The sequence below is a fragment of the Rhodanobacter thiooxydans genome, assembly GCF_021545845.1.
Classification (GTDB): domain Bacteria; phylum Pseudomonadota; class Gammaproteobacteria; order Xanthomonadales; family Rhodanobacteraceae; genus Rhodanobacter.
Genome location: NZ_CP088923.1, coordinates 804,741 through 829,231, shown reverse-complemented (window position 1 = coordinate 829,231; position 24,491 = coordinate 804,741). Strand labels below are relative to the sequence as shown.

Annotated in this window: 22 protein-coding genes; 10 read left to right on the top strand and 12 right to left on the bottom strand. The window is 68.5% G+C overall.

Features of this window, described 5'->3' with window-relative positions; genetic code table 11:
- Positions 1–35 precede the first annotated feature (35 nt).
- Positions 36–2,216: a putative bifunctional diguanylate cyclase/phosphodiesterase gene (locus tag LRK53_RS03505; RefSeq protein WP_027494048.1), complete on the bottom strand. Its 2,181-nt coding sequence runs from the start codon at positions 2,214–2,216 to the stop codon at positions 36–38.
- A gap of 151 nt (positions 2,217–2,367) precedes the next feature.
- Between LRK53_RS03505 and LRK53_RS03500 the strand changes: the two genes are divergently transcribed.
- The 3 genes from LRK53_RS03500 (at position 2,368) to LRK53_RS03490 (ending at position 6,091) form a co-directional block, all read left to right on the top strand.
- Entirely contained in the window at positions 2,368–4,221 is a 1,854-nt protein-coding gene (locus tag LRK53_RS03500; protein WP_027494047.1) for a M1 family metallopeptidase, read from the top strand.
- Positions 4,222–4,406: 185 nt separating this feature from the next.
- On the top strand, positions 4,407–5,351 hold the full coding sequence (locus tag LRK53_RS03495) for an alpha/beta fold hydrolase (RefSeq protein WP_027491322.1): 945 nt from the start codon (positions 4,407–4,409) through the stop codon (positions 5,349–5,351).
- A 152-nt stretch (positions 5,352–5,503) separates the two neighbouring features.
- Positions 5,504–6,091 (top strand): sterol desaturase family protein, encoded by a 588-nt coding sequence (locus LRK53_RS03490; protein ID WP_027491323.1) that lies wholly within the window; start codon positions 5,504–5,506, stop codon positions 6,089–6,091.
- An 18-nt stretch (positions 6,092–6,109) separates the two neighbouring features.
- Here the strand turns inward: LRK53_RS03490 and LRK53_RS03485 are convergent, their stop codons facing one another.
- The 4 genes from LRK53_RS03485 to ttcA all read right to left on the bottom strand — a co-directional run bounded on the left by LRK53_RS03485 (position 6,110) and on the right by ttcA (position 10,193).
- Positions 6,110–6,880: a M48 family metallopeptidase gene (locus LRK53_RS03485; RefSeq protein WP_027491324.1), complete on the bottom strand. Its 771-nt coding sequence runs from the start codon at positions 6,878–6,880 to the stop codon at positions 6,110–6,112.
- Between the two features lie 115 nt (positions 6,881–6,995).
- Positions 6,996–7,913, bottom strand: a complete 918-nt coding sequence (locus LRK53_RS03480; RefSeq protein ID WP_027491325.1) for a recombination-associated protein RdgC — start codon at positions 7,911–7,913, stop codon at positions 6,996–6,998.
- Positions 7,914–8,112: 199 nt separating this feature from the next.
- Positions 8,113–9,315, bottom strand: a complete 1,203-nt coding sequence (locus LRK53_RS03475; protein WP_027491326.1) for an amino acid aminotransferase — start codon at positions 9,313–9,315, stop codon at positions 8,113–8,115.
- Positions 9,316–9,320: 5 nt separating this feature from the next.
- The gene (gene ttcA, locus LRK53_RS03470; RefSeq protein ID WP_027491327.1) at positions 9,321–10,193 is read right to left on the bottom strand and encodes a tRNA 2-thiocytidine(32) synthetase TtcA; all 873 of its coding nucleotides are present in this window, start codon (positions 10,191–10,193) and stop codon (positions 9,321–9,323) included.
- Positions 10,194–10,302: 109 nt separating this feature from the next.
- Between ttcA and LRK53_RS03465 the strand changes: the two genes are divergently transcribed.
- Both LRK53_RS03465 and LRK53_RS03460 read left to right on the top strand, forming a co-directional pair.
- Positions 10,303–10,509, top strand: a complete 207-nt coding sequence (locus tag LRK53_RS03465) for a YdcH family protein (RefSeq protein WP_027491328.1) — start codon at positions 10,303–10,305, stop codon at positions 10,507–10,509.
- Between the two features lie 14 nt (positions 10,510–10,523).
- A complete protein-coding gene (locus LRK53_RS03460; RefSeq protein ID WP_027491329.1) occupies positions 10,524–11,123 on the top strand; it encodes a GNAT family N-acetyltransferase in 600 nt (199 codons plus the stop codon).
- A 117-nt stretch (positions 11,124–11,240) separates the two neighbouring features.
- Here the strand turns inward: LRK53_RS03460 and pssA are convergent, their stop codons facing one another.
- The 7 genes from pssA to LRK53_RS03425 form a co-directional block, all read right to left on the bottom strand.
- Complete coding sequence (pssA, locus tag LRK53_RS03455; RefSeq protein WP_027491330.1) at positions 11,241–12,632, bottom strand: CDP-diacylglycerol--serine O-phosphatidyltransferase; 1,392 nt, start codon at positions 12,630–12,632, stop codon at positions 11,241–11,243.
- A gap of 52 nt (positions 12,633–12,684) precedes the next feature.
- Entirely contained in the window at positions 12,685–13,701 is a 1,017-nt protein-coding gene (locus tag LRK53_RS03450; RefSeq protein WP_027491331.1) for an HlyD family secretion protein, read from the bottom strand.
- Between the two features lie 10 nt (positions 13,702–13,711).
- Positions 13,712–13,912, bottom strand: a complete 201-nt coding sequence (locus LRK53_RS03445; protein WP_027491332.1) for a DUF1656 domain-containing protein — start codon at positions 13,910–13,912, stop codon at positions 13,712–13,714.
- The gene (locus tag LRK53_RS03440) at positions 13,902–16,031 is read right to left on the bottom strand and encodes an FUSC family protein (protein WP_235642501.1); all 2,130 of its coding nucleotides are present in this window, start codon (positions 16,029–16,031) and stop codon (positions 13,902–13,904) included. Before LRK53_RS03440 ends, LRK53_RS03445 begins: the two co-directional genes overlap by 11 nt.
- 3 nt (positions 16,032–16,034) lie before the next feature.
- On the bottom strand, positions 16,035–16,529 hold the full coding sequence (locus LRK53_RS03435; RefSeq protein WP_027491334.1) for a MarR family transcriptional regulator: 495 nt from the start codon (positions 16,527–16,529) through the stop codon (positions 16,035–16,037).
- Positions 16,530–16,682: 153 nt separating this feature from the next.
- On the bottom strand, positions 16,683–17,081 hold the full coding sequence (locus LRK53_RS03430; protein WP_027491335.1) for a DUF4156 domain-containing protein: 399 nt from the start codon (positions 17,079–17,081) through the stop codon (positions 16,683–16,685).
- 142 nt (positions 17,082–17,223) lie between these two features.
- Complete coding sequence (locus tag LRK53_RS03425; protein WP_235642500.1) at positions 17,224–20,085, bottom strand: M16 family metallopeptidase; 2,862 nt, start codon at positions 20,083–20,085, stop codon at positions 17,224–17,226.
- A 262-nt stretch (positions 20,086–20,347) separates the two neighbouring features.
- On the opposite strand from LRK53_RS03425, the gene LRK53_RS03420 reads away from it, so the two are divergent.
- The 5 genes from LRK53_RS03420 (at position 20,348) to LRK53_RS03400 (ending at position 24,330) form a co-directional block, all read left to right on the top strand.
- Positions 20,348–20,551 (top strand): hypothetical protein, encoded by a 204-nt coding sequence (locus LRK53_RS03420; protein WP_027491337.1) that lies wholly within the window; start codon positions 20,348–20,350, stop codon positions 20,549–20,551.
- Positions 20,552–20,591: 40 nt separating this feature from the next.
- Positions 20,592–21,077: a tRNA (cytidine(34)-2'-O)-methyltransferase gene (locus tag LRK53_RS03415; protein WP_027491338.1), complete on the top strand. Its 486-nt coding sequence runs from the start codon at positions 20,592–20,594 to the stop codon at positions 21,075–21,077.
- A gap of 121 nt (positions 21,078–21,198) precedes the next feature.
- Positions 21,199–21,849: a ubiquinone biosynthesis accessory factor UbiJ gene (locus LRK53_RS03410; protein WP_027491339.1), complete on the top strand. Its 651-nt coding sequence runs from the start codon at positions 21,199–21,201 to the stop codon at positions 21,847–21,849.
- On the top strand, positions 21,846–23,495 hold the full coding sequence (gene ubiB / locus LRK53_RS03405) for a ubiquinone biosynthesis regulatory protein kinase UbiB (RefSeq protein WP_037088790.1): 1,650 nt from the start codon (positions 21,846–21,848) through the stop codon (positions 23,493–23,495). Before LRK53_RS03410 ends, ubiB begins: the two co-directional genes overlap by 4 nt.
- Positions 23,496–23,622: 127 nt before the next feature.
- On the top strand, positions 23,623–24,330 hold the full coding sequence (locus LRK53_RS03400) for a pseudouridine synthase (protein ID WP_027491341.1): 708 nt from the start codon (positions 23,623–23,625) through the stop codon (positions 24,328–24,330).
- The last annotated feature ends 161 nt before the right edge of the window (positions 24,331–24,491 follow it).

Here is a 24,491-nt window from a genome sequence, read left to right as displayed (position 1 = left end):
ATGCGACGGCGGCGGCACGCCTTCCCGTGCGCGCGTCAAGGCACCAGCGCCTGCCGGTGGGCGGCGGCCCAGCGGCGGAAGCCGGCGTCGTCGAGCGGGCGGCTGATCAGGTAGCCCTGCAGCCCGTCGCAGCCCATCTGTTCCAGCGCCTGGCGCTGGAACGCGGTCTCCACGCCCTCGGCCATCGCCACCATACCCAGCCGGTGCGCCATGTCGATGATGAAGCCGGCCAGCGGAGTGCCGGCATCGGCCTGCAGCTCGCCGACAAAGGCGCGGTCGATCTTGATGACGTCCAGCGGCAGGCGTTGCAGGTAGCTCAGCGAGGAGTAACCGACGCCGAAGTCGTCCAGCGCCAGCTTGAAACCGGCGCCGGCAAGCTGGCGCAGCGTGGCCTGCGCGCCGTCGAAATCCTGCAGCAGGGCACTCTCGGTCAACTCCAGGGTCAGCCGCTCCGGCGCGACGCCGGCTTCGCGCACCTGCGTGACGAGCCGGGCGGCGTAGTGCGGATGGGCGAGCTGCCAGGCGCTCACGTTGACCGCCAGGGTCCTGCCGCAGGGGGCGCCGTCGCGATCCCAGGCGCGCAGGTGGGCGCAGGCCTCGTCGACGACCCAGGCGCCGAGCGCGTGGATCAGTCCGGTTTCCTCGGCCAGCGGAATGAACTTCTCCGGCGTCACCTCGCCCAGTTGCGGGTGCCGCCAGCGCAGCAGCGCCTCGGCGCCCAGCAGTTCGTCATCGACACTGATTTGCGGCTGGAAATGCAGGGCAAACTGCGTGCCCATGCAATCCTGCTCCAGCGCCGCGCGCAGGCCACGCTCCAGGCTCAGGCGGCGGTCGGCCTCCTGCTGCATCGGCGGCAGGAACACCCGCACCGTGTTGCGCCCGGCCGCCTTGGCCCGGTACAGCGCAATGTCGGCGCGGCGCAGCAGGTCGGCCACGTCCGCCTCGCCGTCGGGATACACCGCCACGCCCACGCTGGCGCCCACGCCGAGTACGCGCCGCTCCTCCATCACCGGCTCGGACACCAGCGCGATCATGTCCTGCGCGACCCGTTCGGCGCGTGCCTGCATCTCGGGCGGCGTGCGCTCGCGCAGGCCCAGCATCAGCACGAATTCGTCGCCGCCCAGGCGCGCCAGCATCGCATCGGGCGGTGTCGCGGCGAGCAGGCGCCCGGCCATGGCCTGCAGCAGGCGGTCGCCGACGTGATGGCCGAGGCCGTCGTTGATGGTCTTGAAGTTGTCCAGGTCGATCAGCAGCAAGGCACCGCAACCGCCGTACGCCAACGCGTCGGCATGCCACTCGGCCAGACGCTTCAGCGCGCTGGCGCGGTTGGGCAGGCCGGTGAGGCTGTCGTGGTAGGCAAGGTGGCGCAGGCTCTGCTCGGCGGCACGGCGGGTATGTTCCTCGACCTCCAGCCGTCGCCGGGTATGTTCGAGCTGTGCCGTGCGCTGGCGCATCTGCGCCGCCAGCGACAGGCTCACCAGCAGCACGAAGGGCAGGAAGGCGAAGGCGTCCAGGTACGGAGCCCGGTACCTGAGCAGGTCGACCGCGATATCGCCCCACAGCAGGGCGATGAACTGCACCAGCAGGCAGCCGCCCAGCAGCACGGCACGCAGCGCATCGCCCCCGCGATACTGCGCCCACGCGCGGCCGAGTGCCCACAGGAAAACCGCGTAGCTGGCCGCATGGAACGCGACGCCCCAGGCCGACCCCGCGCCGGTGACGCGGTACAGCCGCTCGCCCCAGGGCAGCACGATGGGCTGGGCGGCTTGCAGCTGCGAGAAGAACAAGGTGGTCGGCGCCGTCTGGTTGGCCCACAGGAAAACCGCCGTCAGCAGGCTCATCCCGACCAGCGCGCGCCAGCGGGTGCCCGCACCGGTGTAGGCGCGGATGAACACCACCATCGGGACAAAACTGGCGATGGCTGCCGCGATCATCCAGCGCAAGGCGGCGGTGGCCTGCGCCAGGTCGTGGGCGCCGAGCAGCAACACGTTGCACAGCGCCAGCACGGCGATGCACAGGCACAGCACCGCGTAGGAAAGATAGATGCCCTCGCCCCGCCGCCACAGGCCGATGACCATGAACTGCACGCCGGAGGCGAACGCGATGCCGGTGGTGGCGATCAAGGCCGCGATGAAGTAGCCGGTCGCCGGTGCATCCGCGCCAATCAGCATGCTTCCTCCCCAGGTCCAGGCCACCGACGCGCAGCCGTCGGTCATGCGCCGCTCGCTCGGCAAGCTTGCACCTTTCGCCGGCAAGAAAAAAGTTCGTGCAGCTCACCCTCCGCCACCGGGCCCGGGGCTTCCGTCGCGGGCCAGCCAAGGCGCCGCGATGGCATACTCACCTTTCCCCCGCACCCGGAGCCGCTGCATGCGCCTGCTTTCCGTCCTCGCCCTCGGCACCCTCGTGCTGCCGTTGGCGGCCCGCGCCAACGACCCGAACTCCTATGCCCAGCCCGAGCAGGTGCGGGTGACTCATCTGGACCTGGACCTGACGATCGACTTCCCACGCAGGCAGCTCGACGGCCAGGCCACGCTGAAACTGGACTGGAAGAACCCCAAGGCGCAGTCGCTGGTGCTGGACACGCGCGACCTGAAGATCAGCAGGGTCGAGGCGCTGGCCGCCGACGGCAAGGCCACCCCGCTGACCTACGCGCTGGCCCCGCGCGACAAGGTGCTGGGCAGCAAGCTGACCATCGCCACGCCGAAGCATCCGGCGCAGGTGCGCATCGTCTACACCAGCTCGCCCGAGGCGTCCGGCCTGCAGTGGCTGACGCCGGCGCAGACGGCCGACAAGAAGCTGCCCTTCATGTTCTCGCAGTCCGAGTCGATCCATGCCCGCTCGTGGGTGCCGCTGCAGGACTCGCCGGCGATCCGCTTCACCTACGACGCCCGCATCACCGCGCCGAAGGACGTGCGCGTGGTGATGAGCGCGATCAACGACGCCAAGCATCCGCTGGACGGCGCGTTCGCGTTCGAGCAGCCGCATCCGATCCCCTCCTACCTGCTGGCGATCGCCGCCGGCGACCTCGCGGTGAAGGAAACCGGGCCGCGCTCAGCGGTCTACGCGGAGCCGTCGGTGGTCAACCAGGCCGCGCACGAGTTCGAGGACACCGAGCAGCTGATCGCCGCCACCGAGCAGCTGTACGGCCCGTATGCGTGGGGCCGCTACGACATCCTGGTGCTGCCGCCGTCGTTCCCGTTCGGCGGCATGGAAAATCCCAACATGACGTTCGCCACGCCGACCGTGCTGGTCGGCGACAAGAGCCTGGTCTCGCTGGTCTCGCACGAACTGGCCCACTCGTGGTCGGGCAACCTGGTGACCAGCGCCGCGTGGCGCGACATCTGGCTCAACGAGGGTTTCACCACCTACGTGCAGGGCCGCATCACCGAGGCGGTGTACGGCAAGGCGCTGGCCGACGAGGAGGCGCTGTTGTCCGCCCGCGCGCTGCAGAAGGGCATCGGCGCGATGGCTGCCAACGCGCAGAAGCTGGCGCCCGACCCGCGCGGCATCGGCGCCGACGATGCGCTCTCCGACGTGGCCTACGACAAGGGCTCGTGGTTCCTGCGCACGCTGGAGCAGCGCTTCGGCCGCGAGCACTTCGACGCCTACCTGAAGGGCTACTTCCACCACTTCGCGTTCCAGAGCATCACCACCGAGCAGATGCTCGACTACCTGAAGCCGAACCTGATCGAGAAGTACCCCGGCAGGATGGGCTGGGACGAGGTGAAGGTCTGGGTCTACGACGAAGGCATCCCGAAGGATGCGCCGCTGCCGGATTCCCCACGCTTCAACGCGATCGACCGCGAACGCAGCGATTTCCTGGCCGGCTCGCTGGCCGCCGACAAGCTCGACGCGAAAGGCTGGAACACGCAGGAATGGATGTACTTCCTCGACCGCCTGCCCGACGCGCCGCCGCTGGCGAAGATGCAGGAACTCGACGCCGCCTGGCACCTCACCGGCACGCCGAACGCGGAGATCGGCATGCGCTGGTATAGCCACGCCATTGCCGCCGGCGACAAGGCGGTGTGGGACGCCGCCGCCGAGCACATGACACGGATCGGCCGCATCTACCTCTCCACGCCGCTGTACAAGGCCTTCGTGAAGACGCCGGAAGGCCTGGCTTTCGCCGAGCAGGTCTACGCCAGGGCCAAGAGCGGCTACCACCCGCTGACCCAGCAGGTGGTCGAGGGCATCATTGCCAAGGCAAAGAAAGCGAAGTAACCCAAGCTCCTCCCCCTGCTCGGCAGGGGGAGGTCGGGAGGGGGTAGCTTTTGATCTTCGATCAAGATCGAGAGCACCCCACCCCAGCCCTCCCCTGCTATGCAGGGGAGGGAGTGAAATCCGCACCTCACCAAGGAGTGCTCATGCCGCCATCGACGAACAGCACCACCCCGCTCTGGAAACGCATGCTGCTGCGCCGGTTGAAATTCCTGGGCTGGCTGGTGGCGCTGCTGGTCATCGTGCTGGGCGGCAGCTACCTGTTTGCGCCGCAGTGGCTGCTGCAGGCGCACGTCACCCGCGAGGTGATGGCGGCGCACCTGGAGAAACATTCGGTGCAGGCCGGCGACACGCACTGGGTCTACTACGAAGGCGGCCAGGGGCCGACCATCGTGCTGCTGCACGGCTTCGACGCGGACAAGACCCTGTGGCTGCAGACGGCGAAGCTGCTGACGCCGCACTTCCACCTGATCATCCCCGACCTGCCCGGCTGGGGCGAGTCCTCGCGGGTGCCTGGCGCCAGCTACAACATCGACGCCCAGGCCGGGCGCCTCGACGCGTTCGCGCAAACCCTGGGCCTGCAGCGCTTCCTGCTGGTCGGTCACTCGATGGGCGGTGCGATCGCCGGCGTGTATGCCAGCGACCATCCCGAGCGTGTGTCCGCGCTGGCGCTGCTCGACGCGTTCGGCCTGAAGGGCAAGGTGAACGCGTTCGACCGCGAGGCGCTAGCCGGCAGGAACCCGTTCGTGTTCGACGACCGCACCGGCTTCGAGCGTGCCACCGCGCTGGCGTTCGACAAGCCGCTCGACCTGTCCGGCCGCTTCGTCGATGTGTTCATCCAGCGCAACCAGCGCGACCGCGCCTTCATCGAGCGCAGCTTCAACGAGCTGCGCGATCCGGGTCAGTACCTTTCGGTGCAGAACCGGCTGGGCCGGCTCAGCATGCCAGTGCTGGGCTTGTGGTGCCACGACGACAAGATCGTGGACATTTCCGCGCTGGACAGCCTGCGCAACGGCCTGACCGCCGCCAGCGCGATCAGCACCAGCACCATCAACGGCTGCAACCACATGCCGATGCTGGAAAAGCCCGAACAGACCGCGCAGATCCTCACCGGCTTCGCGCTGTCGCACTGAGCGGGATGCGGCAGCCACCTGCAGGATGCTGAACGGAGCGCCGCCGCCCTGCCATGACATAATGAAACGCGTGTGACACCGTGGGAGAATGCCGACGTGACGCCGCGGCCTGGCGTTCCCGTGCGCAGGAAGGCAGGACGGTGCAGCAAGCGATGAAACGGAATCCCTGGCGCATCTTCGTCGACGCGGTGGTGCGGATGTCCGCCACCCGCGCCAACTACTGGACCGAGCTGGGGGTGGACGTCGTCCTGTGTCTGGCGCTGCTGGTCGCCGGTTGGCGACTGCACGCGGGCGGCGCGTGGAGCGCACTGCTGGCGCTGCTGCTGGGCCTGTTCGCCTTCAGCTTCATCGAGTACTTCTTCCATCGCTGGATGTTCCACACGCGGATCCCGCTGTTCACGCAGGGTCACGACATGCATCATCAGCGGCCACTGGGCTACGATTCGCTGCCGTTCTTCCTGCCGCCGACAGTACTGCTGGCGCTGGCCGGCGTGTTCGCGCTGGTCATGCCAACCGGCTTCGCCCTGCTGCTGGCCAGCGCGATCACCTTCGGCTACATCGTCTACGGCCTGAGCCACTTCATCATCCACCACGTGCGCTTCAAGCAGCCGCTGCTGCGGCGCTGGGCCGGCGCCCACCACGTGCACCACTATCACCCGGACTGCAACTTCGGCGTCACCACGCTGCTGTGGGATGTGCTGCTGGGCACGAAGTACGTGCGCCGGCCCAGGAACCACTGAGCCAGCCGCACGCGGACGTCAGTCGGCCACGTCGTCGACCAGCCGGTCGAGTTCGGCCTTGAGGATCGCGCCGTGCTGGCGCAGCCAGTCGCGCTGCTCGCGCCAGTCCGGAAACAGGTTCTCGACCTGCGCCCAGAACCGCGGCGAGTGGTTGCGTACCTTGAGATGGCACAGCTCGTGCACCAGCACGTAGCGCAACGCCGTCGGCGGCGCCAGCGCCAGCGCGAGGTCGAGATTGATGCGGTCGCGCGTGTCCAGGCTACCCCACAGGCTTTTCATCGGGCGGATCTTCAGCGCGGTGGGCGCCAGCCCCAGCTGCGGCACGTAGCCGGCCAGCCAGCGCGAGACGTCGCGGCGGATCAGCGCTTCCAGGTGCGAGGCGAGCAGGCCGCGGGCGATCGGCAGCGCGCGGGTGTGCGGACGCGGGATCACCAGCGTCAGCCCCGCCGCATGTGGCTCGACCTTCGGGTAGGCGCCTTCGATCCAGTCGAGCGTCGCCGTCTCGCCGCGCAGCGGGAAGCTGCACGGGTAGCCCACGCGCAGCGGCGGCAGCGGCTTCACGATCAGGTTCAGCTCGTCGAGCTTCTGCTCCAGCCAGTCGGCGTGGCTGCGCAGGAACGCGCTGACCTGGGCCGGGTGGGTGCCTAGCGGATAGGTGACCCTCGCGCCCTGCGGCGTCACCGTGAGGCGCAGCCGACGGGCACGCGGATGGGCGGCCTTCAGCACCCGGATGATGCTGCCGCCCACGGTGGCCAGTTCCAGCCAGTCGCCTTCCAGATGCTGCGCCATGATCCTGCCTGCTTCTTGCCCGGCCCTGTGCTGATCAACGGGGGAATCCGCCGCCCGCAAGCGGCCGGACGCCAAGTATGGCGCGCCGGACGTTCCGGCGATATGGCTTTCTCGTTCAGCTATCGGCCGGGCGCGGCAGCCCGAACCACTCCTCCAGCTTGCCCAGCAGACGCTCCAGCTCCAGCGTCAGCAGGGCGAAGCCGGCATCCAGCTCGGCATGGGCGTCCTGCTGGCTGTCGCCCAGCTCATCCATCACCACGTCGAGGAACTTCAGCTTGCGCACGATGAGGTCTTCGCCCAGCACGAAACTGATCCTCTCATCGAAGGTGAGACCGAGCATGAACACCTGCTTGCCGTTGCGCAGGTGCTCCTTGACCTCCTCGGCGTCCAGGTCCTGCCGGCGGCAGCGTGCGATCGCGCCGGTGGCGGTGGCCGGGTCGCGCAGCTCGCACTCATCGCCCAGGGTGAGCCCGGCCGGCAGGTTGCCGGTGGCCAGCCAGTCGGTCATCAGCACGCGCGGGCCTTCCTCCGGCGCCAGCGGCACCGCCGGGAAGCTGCCCAGCGCCTCGCGGATCTGGGTCAGCGCGTTCTCGGCCGACTTGCGGCTGGAAGTGTCCAACACCAGCCAGCCGTGCTTCCGGTCGACATAGGCAGACATGCGCGAGTTGCGCACGAACGCGCGCGGCAGCAGTTCGGTCAGCAGGTCTTCCTTGATCCGCTTGCGCTCGCGGCCGCCGACCTTGCGGCCTTCCTCCTCGGCGATCTTCTGCACCTTGCGTTGCAGTTCGTCGTTGATCACCGCGGCCGGCAGCAGCTTGTCCTCGCCGCCCACGGTCAGCAGCGTGCACTGCTTCACCGTGTGCGTGAGCGGCTCGCCCTCGCCACGGCCGACCGGCGGCACGAAACCCTTGGTGAACATTTCCAGCGGCCCGCACGGGCGCAGCCGGTGCTCGGCCAGCACTTCGTCGATGCGGTCGAGATCGGCGGCGACGGCGGGGGAAAAACGGAACAGCGTGAGGTTGCGAAAGAACATTCGGTATCCGGTTCAATGCTGCGAGAAGCAGCTGGTTTAGCCGTCATTCCGGCGAAAGCCGGAATCCAGCGCCTCGACATGGTCAAAGGCACTGGATTACTGGCCGCTTCCTGCGGCCAGCCCTTCGGGCCGCCTGTGGCGTTCGCTTCGGCATCCTGCCTTCGCGAGCCGGCTTTCGCCGGGATGACGATCAGGAGTATCAGCGGGAAACGGCAGCGACCGCCGCAGCCACCGTGTCGAGGTTGGCCCGGTTCAGTGCGGCCACGCAGATGCGGCCGCTGTCCAGCGCGTAGATCGCGTGCTCGTCGCGCAGCCGGTGCACCTGCGCCTTGCTCAGGCCGGAGTAGGAGAACATGCCGGCCTGGCGGTTGATGAAGCCGAAATCCGCGGCGCCGAGCGCGGCCAGTTTCTCGACGAAGCCCGCGCGCATGGCGTGGATGCGCCCGCGCATGCCACCCAGCTCCTGCTCCCAGCGCGCATGCAGTTCCGTGCTGCCGAGCACGCCGGCGACCAGCGCGGCGCCGTGCGTGGACGGGCTGGAATAGTTCGCGCGGATGGTCTGCTTGATCTTCGACAGCAGCCGCGCCGCCTCGTCGCGGTCGGCGCCGACCACCGACAGCGCACCGACCCGCTCGCCGTACAGTGAGAACGACTTCGAATACGAGTTGGCCACCACGAACGCCTTGATCCCCGACGCGGCCAGCAGCCGCACGCCGGCGGCATCGGCGTCGGCGCCCTGGGCGAAGCCCTGGTAGGCCATGTCGACGAACGGCAGCAGCCGGCGTTCCTTCAGCAGGTCGATCAGCTGCTGCCACTGCGTCGTGTCCAGATCCACGCCGGTAGGGTTGTGGCAGCATGCGTGCAGCAGCACCACGGTGCCCGCTTCGAGCCGGCCGAGGTCTTCCAGCATGCCGGCGAAGTCCAGCCCGTGGCTGGCCGCGTCGTAGTAGCGGTAGTCGACCAGGGCGAAGCCCGCGGTGCGGAACACCGCGTGGTGGTTGCCCCAGCTGGGGTTGCTGATGGCGATCTTCGCGCCCGCCCCGGCCACCTGCTTGAGCAGGTCCGCCGCCACCCGCAGCGCACCGCTGCCGCCGACGGTCTGTGCGGTGGCCACGCGGCCGGCCGCCAGCAGCGGCGAGTCGACGCCGAACACCAGCCGCTGGGTCGCCAGGTTGTACGCCGGCATGCCGTCGATCGGCAGGTAGCCGCGCGGCTTCGCCGCGGCGGTCAGCGCCTGCTCCACTTCGTGCACGCTCGGCAGCAGCGGGATGCGACCCTGCTCGTCGACGTAGATGCCCACGCCGAGGTTGATCTTGCCCGGACGCGGATCGGCCAGGTAGGTTTCGGTGAGACCCAGGATCGGATCGCCCGGGGCCATTTCAACGGATGCAAAGAAGGACACGGCGGTTACTCGACAGGTGGATGGGAAGAATGTCCAGGCGCGGCCGCGGCGTCCGTCGCGTCGGTCGGCCACACGGCCGCTACGCCCAGCGCGAAATCGAACAGCGTGCGGTCCGTCAGGTGCGAGGGCGACACATGGCCCAGTGCGCGGAAGATATTCTCGCTGCGCCCGGGCTGCTGGCGTTCCCACTCGGCCAGCATGCGCTGCACCGCCTGGCGCTGCAGGTTGTCCTGCGAGCCGCACAGGTTGCATGGGATGATCGGGAACCGCTGCTGCGCCGCATACTCGGCGATGTCGCTTTCGCGGCAATACGCCAGCGGGCGGATCACCACGTGGCGGCCGTCGTCCGAGCGCAGCTTCGGCGGCATCGCCTTCAGCTGCGCCTGGTAGAACAGGTTGAGGAAGAACGTGGCGAGGATGTCATCACGATGGTGGCCGAGCGCGATCTTGGTAATGCCGTTTGCCGCCGCCCAGGTGTACAGCGCACCGCGGCGCAGCCGCGAACACAGGCTGCACAGGGTCTTGCCGGCCGGGATCACCCGCGTCACCGTGCTGTAGGTGTCCTGCTCGATGATGTGGAACGGCACGCCGCACGATTTCAGATATTCCGGCAATACGTGCGCGGGAAAACCCGGCTGCTTCTGGTCCAGGTTCACCGCGATCAGCTCGAAGCGCACCGGCGCCTTTGCCTGCAGCTGCAGCAGCAGATCCAGCAGGGTGTGCGAATCCTTGCCGCCGGACAGGCACACCATCACCTTGTCGCCGTCCTCGATCATGCCGAAATCGCCGATCGCCTGGCCGACCTGGCGACGCAGGCGCCGGGCCAGCTTGCCGCTCTCGGCAGCCGACGGACAGGGGATCTCGAACTGGACGGACATGACGACCCATCGGACGGAGAAGAACGCCTATTGTAGCTGCCCGGGCGCCCCGCTACCGCCCCGCAAACGGCGTTAAACTAGGAAAATCGCCCCAGCAGTCGTCATCGCCATGCAGGTTCAGGATCACGCCGAGATCGTTCATCTGCTGGCCGAGTTGCGGATGGAGCACCGCGACCTCGACGCGGCGATCGAGCGGCTCGACGCGGCGATCGGCCGCGATGAGCTGCAGCTGACCCGGCTGAAGAAGCGCAAGCTGCTGCTGAAGGACAACATCGCCCGGCTCGAGAGCAAGCTGATCCCCGACCTCGACGCCTGAACACCGGACTCCCCATGAACCCGTTCGCCCCGCTCCGCCTGCACGACGAGTACGTCGTGCTGGAACCCCTGAGCCTCGACCACGTGCCCGCACTGGAAGCCGCCGCGGCCGACGGCGAGCTGTGGAACCTCGCGGTCACCAGCGTGCCGCCACCGGGCCAGGCGCACGGCTACGTCGAGAAGGCACTGCAGGGCCAGGCCGAGGGGCACATGCTGCCGTTCGCCGTGCGCGAGGCCGGCAGCGGCGAGATCGTCGGCAGCACCCGCTACTACGAGATCGACGCCGCGCTGCCGCGGCTGGCCATCGGCTACACCTGGTACGCCAGGCGCTGGCAGCGGACCCACCTCAACACCGCCTGCAAGCGCCTGCTGCTGGAGCACGCGTTCGAGGCGCTGGACTGCGTGGCGGTGGCCTTCCATACCGACGAGAACAACGAGGACTCGCTGCGCGCGATCGAGCGCCTCGGCGCGCAGCGCGAAGGCGTGCTGCGCGCCCACAAGCGCCGCACCGATGGCAGCCTGCGCAACACCGTCTGCTTCAGCATCCTCGCCGACGAGTGGCCGAACGTGGGGAACTGGCTGGGCATGCGGCTGAACCGGCTCGCCGCATCGTAGGGCGGACACCGCCCGCCCGGCTGAACCGTAGGAGCCCGCTCGCGAGCGATGCTCTTTCGAATCCCGAATCCCGAATCCCGAATCCCGGCTTTCAAGGCATCGCCCGCGAGCGCGCGCCTACAGCAGGCGGTTGACCAGCCGGTCCAGCCGGACACGGTTCACCCGGCGCAGCAGCCGGCGCACTTCGGCCGGGTAGCGCCGCGGGCTTTCCAGCGCACGGTCATCGCTCAGCCGCGTGGCATGCCGGCGCAGGGCCGCCCACTCCGCCGCGTGTTTCGCCTGCAGCAGATGCGCCGGGTCGCGCAGTACCAGGCCGTTCTCCAGGTCCAGCGACCATGCGCGCGGGTTGAGGTTGTTGCCGGTCAGCACGGCCACGTCGTCGTCGATGAACAGGCCCTTCAGGTGGTAGCTGTTGTCGCCGTCGCGCCACAGATGCAGGTTGAGCTGGCCGCTGTCGATCTGCCGGCGATGCGCCCGCGCGAAGCGGCGCAGGTTGTTCTCGTACAGGTACGGCAGCAGGCCGATGGTCTTGAATGGCTGCCCCGGCGGAATGTAGAAATCGTTGGCGATCTTGTCGCCGACCATGATGTCGATACGGCAGCCACGCCGCAGCAGCTGGCCCAGCAGCACCCGCACCGGCCGCGGCAGGTTGAAGTAAGGCGTCAGCAGCAGCACCCGCTCGCTCGCGCCGCGCAGCAGGTCCAGCAGCGTCGCGTTCAGCGCGTTGTCGGCGCGGCCGAAGCCCAGCAGCGGCGTCACCGCGACCTCGCCGGCGCCCAGGATATCGGGCGGAATTGCGTACGCGGCGCGCTGCAGGTCCTGGCGCAACTCGCGGATGGCCGGCTGCAGCGATCGCGTGGACGGCACCTCGACCACGTCCAGCCGCTGCACGGCTTCGCTGCCGATAAAGTGCTGCTGCACGAACCCGGCCATCGCATCGGCCAGGCCGGCATGCTGCAGCAGGTGGTAGCGGTCGAGCCGGTAGCGCCCGTGCCGGGCCAGGTAGACATCGTTGAGGCTGGCACCGCTGTACAGTACCGCGTCGTCGATCACGAAGCCCTTCAAGTGCAGCACGCCGAATAGCTCGCGGTTCTGCACCGGCACGCCGTAGACCTCGACGCCCGTACCGAACCGCGCGGCGGCCTCGCGGTACATGCCCGCGTTGCCTGCGCTTTTCTGCTTGCCGATCAGGCCGCGCTGCGCGCGATGCCAGTCGACGAACACGGATACCTGCAAGCCCGGCACACGCCGCTTCGCCTCATGCAGCGCATCGAGCACCTCGCGGCCGCCGTCGTCGTCCTGCAGATACAGCGCCACGATCACGACGCGCCGCGTGGCCTGTGCGATCAGCCGCAGCAGCGTCTGCCGGAACGCGGCCGGATCGGGCAGCACGGCGATGGCTTCGGCGGGCACCGCGAAGAACGGCAGATCGGCGTGTGAGCGCGGTTTGCGCCGGAGCGGCAACATGCGGCGCGCGAGACGACCCGGTGCGGTGAGCAACTTGTTCATGGCGGAGTCGGCAGGCAACAGCGCGCATCATCGCAAACCACGCCCGGCATGCCTACCGCCGCTGCCTGTCGGCCGCGCGCGATTGCACCTCGATGGTGGCGGTCATGCCGGCGGCGATCAGGGTGTCGTCCGGCAGGTGGCTGGTGTCGATCGCGATGCGCACCGGCACGCGCTGGGCCAGCCGCACCCAGTTGAAGGTGGGGTTGACGTCGGCCAGCAGGTCGTTGCCGGTGGGGTTGTCGCGGTCGGTGATGCCGCGCGCGATGCCGGTGATGGTGCCCTTCAGCCTCACGCCGCCGGCCATCAGTCGGATGTCGACCGGATCGCCCACGTGCAACTGCGGCAGCTTGGTTTCCTCGAAGTAGCCGTACAGGTAGTAACTGTGGCTGTCGATCAGCGCCAGTCGCGGACTACCGGTGGCAGCATAGTCGCCGACGCGGACATCGAGGTTGGTGACGTAGCCGTCCACCGGCGCGCGTACCTCGGTGCGTTCCAGATCGAGCCGCGCCCGATCCAGCGCGACCTGCGCCTGCTCCACCGCGGCCTGCGCCTGCTCGCGTACCGCCGACGCCTGGCTGCCGCCGGCCCGAGCCTGCGCCCAGGTGGCGCGGGCGGAATTGGCGACGGCCGCGGCGTCGGTGCGTTCCTCCCGGGTGATGACGTCGCCCAGGTGCTGGCGGCGCGCGGCCTCTTCCGCACGCATCTGGTACTCGGCCTTGCGTGCCGCGGCACTGGCCAGCGCTGCGCTGATGTTGGCGCCGGCGGCACGGGCGCTGGCCTCGGCAGCGTCCAGGTTGGCCTGCGCCTGGTCGACCGCGTAGCGGAAACGGGCGGGGTCGATGGCGAACAGCGGGTCGCCCTTGCGCACCAGCTGGTTGTCGCTCACCGCCACGGCGGAAACCAGGCCGGAGACATCCGGCGCGATCCGTACCACTTCGGCGCGCACGCGACCGTCGCGTGTCCACGGCGAATACAGGTAGTGCTTCCACAGGGCGTGGCCAAGCAGGGCGGCGACGATGACGACGACGCTGGTGACGGCAATGCGCAGCAGCAGGGGTTTGTTGTTCATGGGCATGGACTCAGTGGATCAGCAGCAGTCCGGCGGCGCCGAACAGGCAGACGAACAGCGCCAGCCGCACCAGTGACGGATGCAGTACGTAGCGGTACAGGCCGAGCCGGCCGATCACCGCGTCGAGCAGCCACATCAGCAGCAGGCAGCCGCCGAAGACCACGACAAGGCTGGGCATCATGGCTCCGCCGATCACTATTTCAAGAGGCATGGGCAGGCTCCGCCGCCGTGGGCATGTACGGTGCCAACGCCGACTCGTCGTCGCGCAGCACGCTGCGCAGTTGATGCAGGTGCAACAGCATGCGGCGACTGCCGGACTGTGCGCCCGGCTGGTTGCGCAAGATTCCCATGATCGCCGCGGCGACGGCCTGCTCGGCCTGCTGCCAGCGCACGTGGTCCGGCGCCTCGAACAGCCTTGCCACGGCCTGCACCGCCTGCTGCGCAAGTTGCTCCACCGTAGCCGGCAACAGGCTGCCGGCCATGTCCTGGCGCAGTTCGATCAGGCCGCGGCCGCACTCGTGCACGGTCAGCGCCCAGGCCAGCAGGTCGCGCGACTCGCGGCTGTCCGGCCGGGTATACGTCACCACCTGCAGGAACAGGTCGCGATTGACGCTCTCGAAGCGGTACGCCAACCCCGCCAGCGGCGCACTGGCGGCCTGCACCACCTGCCGGCGCAACTGGCGCAGCTGGCGCGCGCGCTGCCAGCCGCTGCCGGTGATCGCGGGAATCACCATGAAGGCCACCGCGCTGAGCGCGAACCCGGCCAGCTGCGCGATCGCCTCGTTGAGGAAGAACGCTGGGTCGTAGCTCATCTGGTTGGTCAGCAGCATGCTGGAGACGAAACCGATGCCATAGCCCACGCCCGTGGTCGAAACCGCCGGCTTCGACTGCACGTAGTAGCCGGGAATCAGCAACGGCAGCGTGGCCATGACGAACATGGCGTAGCCGTCGCAACTCGGCAGCAAGCCGAACGTGACGACGAATGCCGCCGCCATGCCCAGCCCCTGCGCGAACAGGGTGCGGAACGCCGTCGAAACCGGGTTCGGCGCCATCGACAGCAGGCCGGCGAAGATCGTGGCGATCAGCATCGCGCTGGCCCCATGCGGCCAGCCGCTGGCCAGCCAGAACGCGCTCAGCGCGGTCATGGTGAAAAAAGTGCGCAGCACCGCCAGGCCGGCGCCGACATGGTCGTTGCCGCGGCGGAACTGCACCCGCTCCACGTTGCCGCGCAGGCGCTTGGCACGCAGCGAATTCTCGACCAGGGTGAAATCGCGCAGCTCGTCGGCGAAGCGCTGCAGCAAGATCGCGCCGGTGTCGAAATCGGTCTGCGCGACTTGCGGCAGCGTGGCGCGCAGTTGCTGCGCCAGCGCCGGCACGCTCCGCTCGCAGGCCTGCAGCCGCGGCGCCAGCACCGCCGGGTCGTGCTGCTGCGCCGGTTCCGGCGACAGTGCCTGGCCGATCGGCTGGTACAGCGCGACCAATGCATCGGCGACGTCGGCGCGACCGCTGCGCTGCAGCCGGTTGATCAGGTGATGCACCGACTGGAAGGTGGTGGTGGCCGCCATGTAGAGCTGGTTGATCAGGCGGATGCGACTGCTGCGCGCGCGCGCCTCGGGGTCCTCGAAGATCACCGCGGCGCGCAGGTTTTCCAGCTGCACCGCCGCGCGCACGAAGCGCAGGTAGGCTTGCTCCATGTCGGCGCGGGCGATCGCGCCGCCGGTGCTGTTGCGGGCAAAGTCCAGGAAGTGGCCAAACTGTTCGCGCGCACTGCGTCGCAACACCTCGCGCAGGCGACCCGGCAGGACCAGGTCGCTGACCGTGCCGGCTACGATCACGCCCAGCAGCACCTCGCTCACCCGCATCACCGCCGAATCGAACACGTTGAGCGGGTTGGTGATCGCCGGCATGGTCACGATCGCGGCGCTGTAGCCGGCCAGCATGAAGCCGTAGGACATGAAGTTGCGGTACAGCGTGGCGCCGCCGGCGCACAGCGCCACCCATAGCGACAGCGACAGCAGGAACAGCTCGCGCTGCTGCGGGAACAGCGCCATCAGCAGCACGCCGAACACGCTGCCGGCCAGCGTGCCGATCGCCCGGTAGAAGCTCTTGGCCAGCACCATGCCGCTCTGCGGATGCATCAGCAGCAGCACGGTGATCATCGTGGTCGAGGGCTTTTCCAGCTGCAGCCACATCGCCAGCCAGGTCGCCACGTACAGCGCCAGCGCGGCCTTGAGCACGAAGATCCACGACTGGCCCTCGCCGGTGAGGAAGTCGGCCAGCCACGGCTGGCGCGATGGTCGCTGCGCGGATTCGACGGCGGCGGCGGACATGTCTCAGCTCTGTCCGAGGTGATCCAGGAACTTCCTCAGCAGCTTTTCCAGCTGGGCCAATTCGCGCGGCGACAGGCCGGCGCCCTGCCGTTCCAGCAGACTGCAGACCCCGGGCAGGAAACTCTCGACCATCGCCACGCCCGCCTCGGTGAGGGTGAAGGTGACCTTGCGCCGGTCCTCGCTGCTGCCGTCGCGCCCGATCAGCCCCTTGTCGCACAGTGCGTCGCCGAGCCGCGTGATGTTCGCGGATTTTTCGCCCGCCGCCTCGGCCAGCTGCGTGGGGTTCAGCGCGTACCCCTCGGTGCCGTACAGCATCATCAGCAAGTTGTATTCCGGATGGTTGATGCCCCACGGTTTGAGCAGGGCATTGGCGTCGTCATGCAACTGCTTGTAGGCGTGCTTGACCAGCCGCACCAGCACCGCCGGCTCGCGCGGAAATGCGGGGTGGCGGCGGCAGGTGACGGCAAGCCGTTGCTCGGTGGCGAGGAAGCTGTTCATGGGATGGCTCAACTAGCTGCTATGGATTCTATTAATTTATGTAATATCAATATATGTATGTTATGCATGTCCTCGCCGCCGGGCAAGCAGCCGGCGCCGCGGGCATGAAAAAAGGCGCCCCAGGGCGCCTTCCGATGATCGGACGGGAACTGCTCAGCCGCCGTGAATGGGGAATGTCTGGGTCTGTCCCGGCGCCGAGCTGGACCTGGCCGGCACGCCGGTCGGCGCGGGCCGGTTGGCGCCACACTGGTACGCGCCCCACGGCTGCGAGCCGTCGGCCGGTTCGGCCAGCGGCTTGATGGTGTCGGCGTGCATTTTGGCGGCTTCGTTGCGGGCCATCACTTCCAGTTCGTCGCGCACCTTGATGTCGTTGCGGTCGACCGGGCCGACGCGGCTCATCACCGAGACGGTGACCTTGCCCAGCTCGCGGCAGGAGGAGACGTCGCCGCTCCACGCCGTGCGCACGTTCTTGGCGGCGTCGTCCAGGGTGATGCCCCAGCTGCAGGCGCCGAGCAGGAGGACGGGGACGAGCAACAGCAGGGTCTTGCGCATGGGTGGCTCCGCGACGGTGGCTTGGACATGAAGGAGGCCGGGCGTTGCCGGCCCAGCCTCCATCCTAGCGCGGGGACGGCGGCGCGTCCCCCAACCGATGCACAACGCGTGGCGGCGGCGGATACCAGCGCCACGCACGGACTCATTTCACCGGCTTGCCGTCGGCGTCGAGTACCTGCACCTCGCCGAGCTTCAGCGCGCGGATCGGCGCCTCGATCTTGTTGAGGTCGCCGACGATCACCCAGGTCAGCTGGTCGGGGTGGATGACCTGCTTCGCCGCCGCCTCCACCGACGCATCGGTCTGCGCCTCGATGCGCGACTTCAGGGTCTGCACGTAATCGTCCGGCCGCTTGTACAGCGCGATGCCCTGCAGCGCGCCCATCACCGCCGCGGTGGTCTGGTAGCTGCCCGGCATGCTGCGCACGTCGCCGACCTTGATCTTGCCGATCTCCTGCGCGGTCAGCGGCTGGTCGCCGATCACCGCCTTCGCCTCCTTCAGCATCTCGGCCACCGACGGCGCAGTCTTGTCGGTCTGCACCGGCGCATACAGCATGAACGGGCGCTGGCCCTGCGCGTTCTGCAGGAAGCTGAAGGCGCCGTAGGCCCAGTGCTTGTCCTCGCGCAGGTTCATGTTGAGGCGCGAGGTGAAGGTGCCGCCGAAGGCCCCGTTCATGGTCTGGATCTCCAGGTTGTCGGGTGCCTCGGTGGACGGCGCCAGGCTGCCGGCGAGGATCAGGCTCTGCTGCGCGCCGGGGCGGTCGACCAGGTACACGCGCACCTGCTTCGGCGGTGCGACCTTGCCGATGTTCTTCGCCGGCACCTTGCCGACCGGCGCCTTCCAGTTGCCGAACGCGGCGTTCAACGGCGGAATGATCCTGTCCAGCGTGGTGTCGCCGGCGACCAGGATGCGCAGGTTGTCCGGGCGGATGAAGTCACCCATGAACGCGCGCATGTCGGCGGCGGTGATCGACGTGATCGACGCCTCGGTGCCGGTGCCGGTGAACGGGATCGCATAGGCGTGGCCCTTGCCGTACAGCAGCGGCGGCAGGGTGCGCAGCGCGATGCCGGTGGGCTGGCTCTTCTCCTGCGCGATGCGCGCCAGCCACTGGCCGCGCAGGCGGCCGATGTCGGCCTCGCGGAACGCCGGGTTGCGCACGATGTCGGCGAACAGCTCGAGCGACGGCTTCAGCTGGTCGTCCAGGGCGTTCAGCGTGGCGTTGCAGTAGTCCAGCCCGCAGCCGCTGGCGATGATCGCACCAAGCCGCTGCTTGCGCTTCGCGATCTCCACCGAATCGAGCGTTTTGGTGCCTTCGTCCAGCATCGACATGGTAAAGCTGGAGGTGCCGAGCTTGCGGTCCTGGTCGGCGGCGTAGCCGGCGTCGAACAGCAGTTGCAGCTGCACCGCCGGCACCGTGTGGCGCTCGGCCAGGATCACCTCGACGCCGTTGTCCAGCTTGCCGCGCTGCAAGGCGGGGAAGCTGAGGTCCGGGAAGACGCCGACCTCGGGTACGCCCTTGCTGCGGTCGAGATCACTCTTCACCGTGCGGTAGTCGCCCTTCGCCGACAGCACCGGCGCCAGCGCACCGCTGGCTGCGGCGCGGCCGGCCACGGTGGCCATGTCGGTGGCTTCGACCTTGCCCGGCACCACGGTCAGCGTGTAGTCGCCCCTGGCGATCCACTTGTTCGCCACCGCGCTGACCTGCGCCGGCGTAGCCGCCATGTACTCCCTGAAGTCCTTCAGGTACGCGCCCGGGTCGTCGCGATACAGCTGGCCCTGGGCCAGGATCGAGGCCTGCGTGTTGACCTTCTCCAGCCCGCGCACGAACGAGGCGCGGGTTTCCGTCTTGACCCGCGCCAGTTCGTCGGCGCTGGGGCCGTCCTTCAGGAATTTCCGCCACTCGTCGGCAATCGCTGCCTCGACCTTGGCCGGGTCGGCGCCCTTCTTCACGTCCACCTGCAGGTTGAACAGGCTGGCCAGCACGTGCTGCTCGACGTCGACCGAGACGTCGTCGGCCAGCTTGTCCCGGTAGACCAGCCGCTGGTACAGCCGCGAGGTCTTGCTGCCGCCCAGCACGGCGGCGGCCAGTTCCAGCAGGTTCTCGTCGCGACTGCCGCGGCCGGGCACGTTCCACTCGCGATAGATGCGCACCTGCGCCACGTTGTCGGTCATCGAGCCGCGGGTGGACTTGTCGCGGGGTGCGATCCACGGCTGCGGCCGCGGCACCTGCGGGCCGGCGGCGATGTCGCCGAAGTACGTCAGCATCTTCTCCTTCGCCAGCGCCGGCGTGATGTCGCCGGACAGCACCACCACCGTGTTGGCCGCGCCGTAGTAGTCGCGGAACCACTGCTTGACGTCGCCCAGCGAGGCCGCGTTCAAGTCGTCCATCGAGCCGATGGTGTCGTGGTGGTACGGGTGGTTGGCCGGGAATGCCTCGGCCTGGATCAGCTCGCTGGCGCGGCCGTAGGGCTGGTTCTCGCCCTGGCGCTTCTCGTTCTGCACCACGCCGCGCTGCTCGTCGAGCTGCGGCTGGCCGATCGCGCCGAGCAGGTGGCCCATGCGGTCCGATTCCATCCACAGCGCCATGTCCAGCGCGCTGGTGGGCACCGTCTCGAAGTAGTTGGTGCGGTCGAGCCAGGTGGTGCCGTTCTGGTCGGTGGCGCCGGCCAGCTCGAACGGCTTGAAGAATTCGTCCTTGTGGTTCTCCGAGCCCTGGAACATCAGGTGCTCGAACAGGTGCGCGAAACCGGTCTTGCCCTTCGGCTCGTACGACGAACCGACGTGGTACCACACGCTCACCGCCACCACCGGCGCCTTGCGGTCCTCATGCACCACCACGGTCAGGCCGTTCGGCAGGATGAAGCGGGTCCAGGCGAGCTCGGGGATCTGCTGGGTCAGCGCGACCGCGACAGCGCTGTCGGGAGTGGGAGCGGCCAGGGCCAGCGGTACACCGCCAACCAGGGTGAGCAGGCCGGCGACGAGCAGCACAAGGGGCTTCTTTTTCACGGGTGAACCTCCTTTTCACGGACAAGTCCACGCAGGCTAGCGGCACCCCGATGGCATCGCAAATGACTTGCGGCACAGGCCGCTGCCAACCTGTCCGGCTGTCCGCCGGCGGGCGGACGATTGTCCGCGGACAATCCTGCACCCGCGCCACCGGGTTGTTGAACCGCGCCAAATCAACAACTTGTACACGTAACGCGACCTGGCACAGGGATTGCACCAACGGCTTGGCAAGGACTTCCCTTCATTCATCGGAGCCATGACCATGAAATTCGAGACCTTGATGTTGCGCGGCCTGTTCATCGCCTGCCTGGCGGTCTGCGGCCTGATCCTCGGCGCGATGATGACGATCGCCCCGGATGCGGCGCAGCTCACCACCCACGGCAGCGTCGCAGCGATCCTGCTGGCTGCGCCGGCTAGCTGCGCGTTGCCGGCGGACGGCGTGGTCTGCCCGCCGGTCGACGGCTGAGCCTGCGACGAAACGTGCGCGCACACGCGATAATGGCCGGATGCTGCACGTCATCCTGTTCCGCCCCGAGATCCCGCCGAATACCGGCAACGTGATTCGCCTGTGCGCGAATACCGGCGCGGCGCTGCACCTCATCCGCCCGCTCGGTTTCGCGCTCGACGACGCCCGCCTGCGCCGCGCCGGGCTGGACTACCACGAGTACGCCAGCGTCGCGGTGTACGACGACCTGGCCAGCTGCCTCGACGCGATCGGCGCGCCGCGGGTGTTCGCCTTCAGCACCCGCGGCCACGTCGCCCACGTCGACGCCCGCTTCGCCGACGGCGACGCGCTGCTGTTCGGCTGCGAAACCGCCGGCCTGCCGGGTGAGGTGCTGGAATCCATTCCCGCCGAACGGCGCCTGCGCCTGCCGATGTGTCCGGACAGTCGCAGCCTGAATCTGTCAAACACCGTCGCCGTGGCCGTCTACGAAGCGTGGCGCCAACTCGGCTTCGTTGGAGCCGGGAATAGGGAATCGAGAATCGGATAGGCAAGAGCAAAAGCGGTGGCGCCCGCGGTCCCCTTCAAGCTGGCGGAAGAGCGCCCTTCCGATTTCCTATTCCCCATTCCCTATCCCGGCGGCGCCCGCGCCGCCCCGCTACAATCGCCGGATGAACGCCGCCACTCCCAACTCCTGGTTGCCGCAGCCGCTGCGCAAGCTCGCCGGCCGCGCGCTGGAAACCGCGCTGAATCACACCTTGTCGCTGGACCCCGACACACAGCAACGGCTGGCGACGCTGAACGGTCGTAGCGTGCAGCTGCACCTGCGCGGGCCGGAAATCGCGCTGGCCGTCACGGTCGACGACGCACGCCTGAAAGTCGGCCCGCCGCAAGACGACAGCCAGCTGAAGGTGGCCGCCACGCCGGGCAGCCTGCTGGCGATGATGTTCCGCCGCGACGACGGCGGCGTCGCGCCGGGCAAGGTGGAGATCGCCGGCGACGCCGAGCTGGCGCGCCGGCTGGAAAAGCTGGCCGGCAAGTTCGCCCCGGATTTCGAGGAAGCGTTCGCGCGCACGTTCGGCGACGTGCTCGGCGTGCCGCTGGCGGCAGCCGTGCGCAAGGGCCTCACCCACGCCCGCGAGACCGCCAGCCATCTCACCGAGGACAGCGCCGACTGGCTACGCGACGAGGTTCGCGTGGCCATGGCGCCAGGCGAAGTCGAAGGGTTCCTCGACGGTGTGGACGACGTACGCGAACGCAGCGAACGGCTGGAATCGCGCGTGCAGCGCCTCTTGCAGCGCCTGCAGGACCACGCCGCGTGACGCCGCTGAAGGTGGTGCCGCGCCTGCTGCGGGTCGCCTCGGTGCTGCTGGCGTACCGGCTCGACGAACTGGTCGACGCCACCCACCTGTACCGTCCGCTGAAGCTGCTGCGCCCGCTGGTGGCGCGTCCGCGCATCGACATCCGTGGCCTGCCGCGCGGCGCGCGCCTGCGCCACGCGTTGACCGAGCTGGGGCCGATCTTCGTCAAGGCCGGCCAGGTGCTGTCGACCCGCCGCGACCTGGTGCCGTCGGACATCGCCGACGAGCTGGCGCTGCTGCAGGATCAGGTCGCGCCGTTCCCCGGCAGCGAAGCACGGGCCATCGTCGAGGGTGAACTGAAATTGCCGATTGGCCATCTATACGCCCAATTCGACGAAATGCCGCTGGCCTCCGCCTCGATCGCCCAGGTGCACGCCGCCACCCTGCACGACGGCCGCGAGGTAGTGGTGAAGGTACTGCGCCCTGGTATCGACGCGCAGATCGCCCGCGACGTGAAGCTGCTGCGCTCGCTGGGCGAGCTGGCCCAACGCTGGCACCCGAACGCCGACAAGATCCGCCCGCTGGACGTGGTGGCCGAAGTCGAGAAGATGCTGGAGAACGAGCTGGACCTGCAGCGCGAAGGCGCCAGCGCCAGCCTGCTCAAGCGCAATTTCGCCAGCGGCACCGACCTCTACGTGCCCGAGGTGCACTGGGAGCTGACCAGTGCGCGCGTGTTGACGCTGGAGCGCGTGCACGGCATCAGCTCGGACGACATCGCCGCGATCGACGCCGCCGGGCTGGACCGCAAGGCGCTCGCCGCCAAGGGCGTGCGGGTGTTCTACGAGCAGGTGTTCCGCGACAACTTCTTCCACGCCGACGCCCACCCCGGCAACATCTGGGTCGACCCGTCGCGCGTCGGCGAACCGCGCTTCATTGCGCTGGACTTCGGCATCATGGGCTCGCTGCCCGAGGCCGACCAGTACTGGCTGGCACAGAACTTCATCGCGCTGTTCGAACGCGACTACGCGCGCATCGCCAAGCTGCACGTGGACGCCGGCTGGATGCCCGCCGACGTGCGCCTGGACGAGCTCGAAGCGGCGGTGCGCACGGTGTGCGAGCCGTACTTCACCCGCCCGCTGGCACAGATCTCGCTGGCCGAGCTGGTGGTGAAGCTGTTCCAGACCGCGCGCCGCTTCCAGCTGACCCTGCAGCCGCAGCTGATCCTGCTGCAGAAGACCCTGCTCAACATCGAGGGCGTCGGCCGCATGCTCGATCCGGAGATCGACATCTGGGCGGTGGCGCATCCCGTGCTGAAACGCATCCTGCGCGAACGCTACAGCGTGCGACACACCTTGCGCGAGGTGCGCAGGCGGCTGCCGGAATGGCTGCACGAGGCGCCGCAATTCCCCGGACTGGTGCGCGACGCGCTGGGCCGGCTCGCACGCGGCGAGCCACGCGTGGCGAGCGATCCGCTGGCGCTGAAGCTGAGCCTGGACATCGCCCGCCGCCAGCACAAGCTGCTCGCCTGCGGCCTGCTCGGCAGCGCCTTGCTGATCGGCTCGACCCTCTTGTGGACACTGGCGCCGCAACACGGTATCTGGCTCCCGCTGGGCGCCGGCATCGCAGGCCTGCTCGCGTTCGCGATCGGCTGGCCACGCTCGCACTGACCGCTTCCGTAGGAGCCCGCTGGCGGGCGATGCTCTTGCCTTTGCGAATCCCGAATCCCGAATCCCCAATCCCGGCTTTCAAGGCATCGCCCGCCAGCGGGCTCCTACACACAAAAAGCTCAGGCAAATGCTCGACATTCTCTACCAGGACGATGCGCTGATCGCGGTGAACAAGCCCGCGAACCTTGCCGTGCATCGTTCGAAGATGGTCGGCAACGCGGAGGAGTTCCTGATCGACCTGCTGCGCGAACAGGTGGGTGACAGCGTGTACCTGGCGCACCGGCTCGACCGCGCCACCAGCGGCGTGCTGCTGGTGGCGCGCAGCAAAGAAGTCGCCGCCGCGCTGGGCGGGCAGTTCATGGGCCGCCTGATGCACAAGCGGTACCTCGCCGTGGTGCGCGGCTGGCCGGAACCAGCCGAAGGCGTGATCGACTACCCGCTGCCCGGTTCGCGCGAAACCGGCCCGCGCCGCGAGGCGCGCACGCACTACCGGCGGCTGGCCACGGTCGGGGTGCCGATCGCGCTGGGCCGCTACCCGCAACAGCGTTACGCCCTGCTGCTGGCCGAGCCGGAAAGTGGCCGCTTCCGCCAGATCCGCAAGCACCTGGCGCACATCCACCACCCGGTGATCGGCGACTGCCAGCACGGCCGCGGCGACCACAACCGGCTGTACAAGCAACACTTCGGCTGCCACCGGATGCTGCTGCACGCGTGGCGGCTGGACTTCCGCCACCCACAGACGAGCGAGTCGATGTCGCTGCAGGCGCCGCTCGATGGCGAGTACCGCACCTTGCTGGAGCGCTTCGACTGGTCGACTGCGCTGAAAAATCCGTAAGAGCCCGTTGGCGGGCGATGCCTTGAAAGCCGGGATTCGGGATTCGGGATTCGGGATTCGGGATTCGGGATTCGCAAAGGCAACCGCATCGCCCGCCAGCGGGCTCCTGCCGCACCAGCGGCATCCCCGTTTCGGCCCACCGATTCGATCCCCTACACTTC

Bases quoted from the DNA above. Each gene is read 5' to 3' on its own strand.
- LRK53_RS03505 (WP_027494048.1), bottom strand. From the start codon at position 2,216: ATGACCGACGGCTGCGCGTCGGTGGCCTGGACCTGGGGAGGAAGCATG.
- LRK53_RS03500 (WP_027494047.1), top strand. From the start codon at position 2,368: ATGCGCCTGCTTTCCGTCCTCGCCCTCGGCACCCTCGTGCTGCCGTTG.
- LRK53_RS03495 (WP_027491322.1), top strand. From the start codon at position 4,407: ATGCTGCTGCGCCGGTTGAAATTCCTGGGCTGGCTGGTGGCGCTGCTG.
- LRK53_RS03490 (WP_027491323.1), top strand. From the start codon at position 5,504: ATGAAACGGAATCCCTGGCGCATCTTCGTCGACGCGGTGGTGCGGATG.
- LRK53_RS03485 (WP_027491324.1), bottom strand. From the start codon at position 6,880: ATGGCGCAGCATCTGGAAGGCGACTGGCTGGAACTGGCCACCGTGGGC.
- LRK53_RS03480 (WP_027491325.1), bottom strand. From the start codon at position 7,913: ATGTTCTTTCGCAACCTCACGCTGTTCCGTTTTTCCCCCGCCGTCGCC.
- ttcA (WP_027491327.1), bottom strand. From the start codon at position 10,193: ATGTCCGTCCAGTTCGAGATCCCCTGTCCGTCGGCTGCCGAGAGCGGC.
- LRK53_RS03465 (WP_027491328.1), top strand. From the start codon at position 10,303: ATGCAGGTTCAGGATCACGCCGAGATCGTTCATCTGCTGGCCGAGTTG.
- LRK53_RS03460 (WP_027491329.1), top strand. From the start codon at position 10,524: ATGAACCCGTTCGCCCCGCTCCGCCTGCACGACGAGTACGTCGTGCTG.
- pssA (WP_027491330.1), bottom strand. From the start codon at position 12,632: ATGAACAAGTTGCTCACCGCACCGGGTCGTCTCGCGCGCCGCATGTTG.
- LRK53_RS03450 (WP_027491331.1), bottom strand. From the start codon at position 13,701: ATGAACAACAAACCCCTGCTGCTGCGCATTGCCGTCACCAGCGTCGTC.
- LRK53_RS03445 (WP_027491332.1), bottom strand. From the start codon at position 13,912: ATGCCTCTTGAAATAGTGATCGGCGGAGCCATGATGCCCAGCCTTGTC.
- LRK53_RS03440 (WP_235642501.1), bottom strand. From the start codon at position 16,031: ATGTCCGCCGCCGCCGTCGAATCCGCGCAGCGACCATCGCGCCAGCCG.
- LRK53_RS03435 (WP_027491334.1), bottom strand. From the start codon at position 16,529: ATGAACAGCTTCCTCGCCACCGAGCAACGGCTTGCCGTCACCTGCCGC.
- LRK53_RS03430 (WP_027491335.1), bottom strand. From the start codon at position 17,081: ATGCGCAAGACCCTGCTGTTGCTCGTCCCCGTCCTCCTGCTCGGCGCC.
- LRK53_RS03420 (WP_027491337.1), top strand. From the start codon at position 20,348: ATGAAATTCGAGACCTTGATGTTGCGCGGCCTGTTCATCGCCTGCCTG.
- LRK53_RS03415 (WP_027491338.1), top strand. From the start codon at position 20,592: ATGCTGCACGTCATCCTGTTCCGCCCCGAGATCCCGCCGAATACCGGC.
- LRK53_RS03410 (WP_027491339.1), top strand. From the start codon at position 21,199: ATGAACGCCGCCACTCCCAACTCCTGGTTGCCGCAGCCGCTGCGCAAG.
- LRK53_RS03400 (WP_027491341.1), top strand. From the start codon at position 23,623: ATGCTCGACATTCTCTACCAGGACGATGCGCTGATCGCGGTGAACAAG.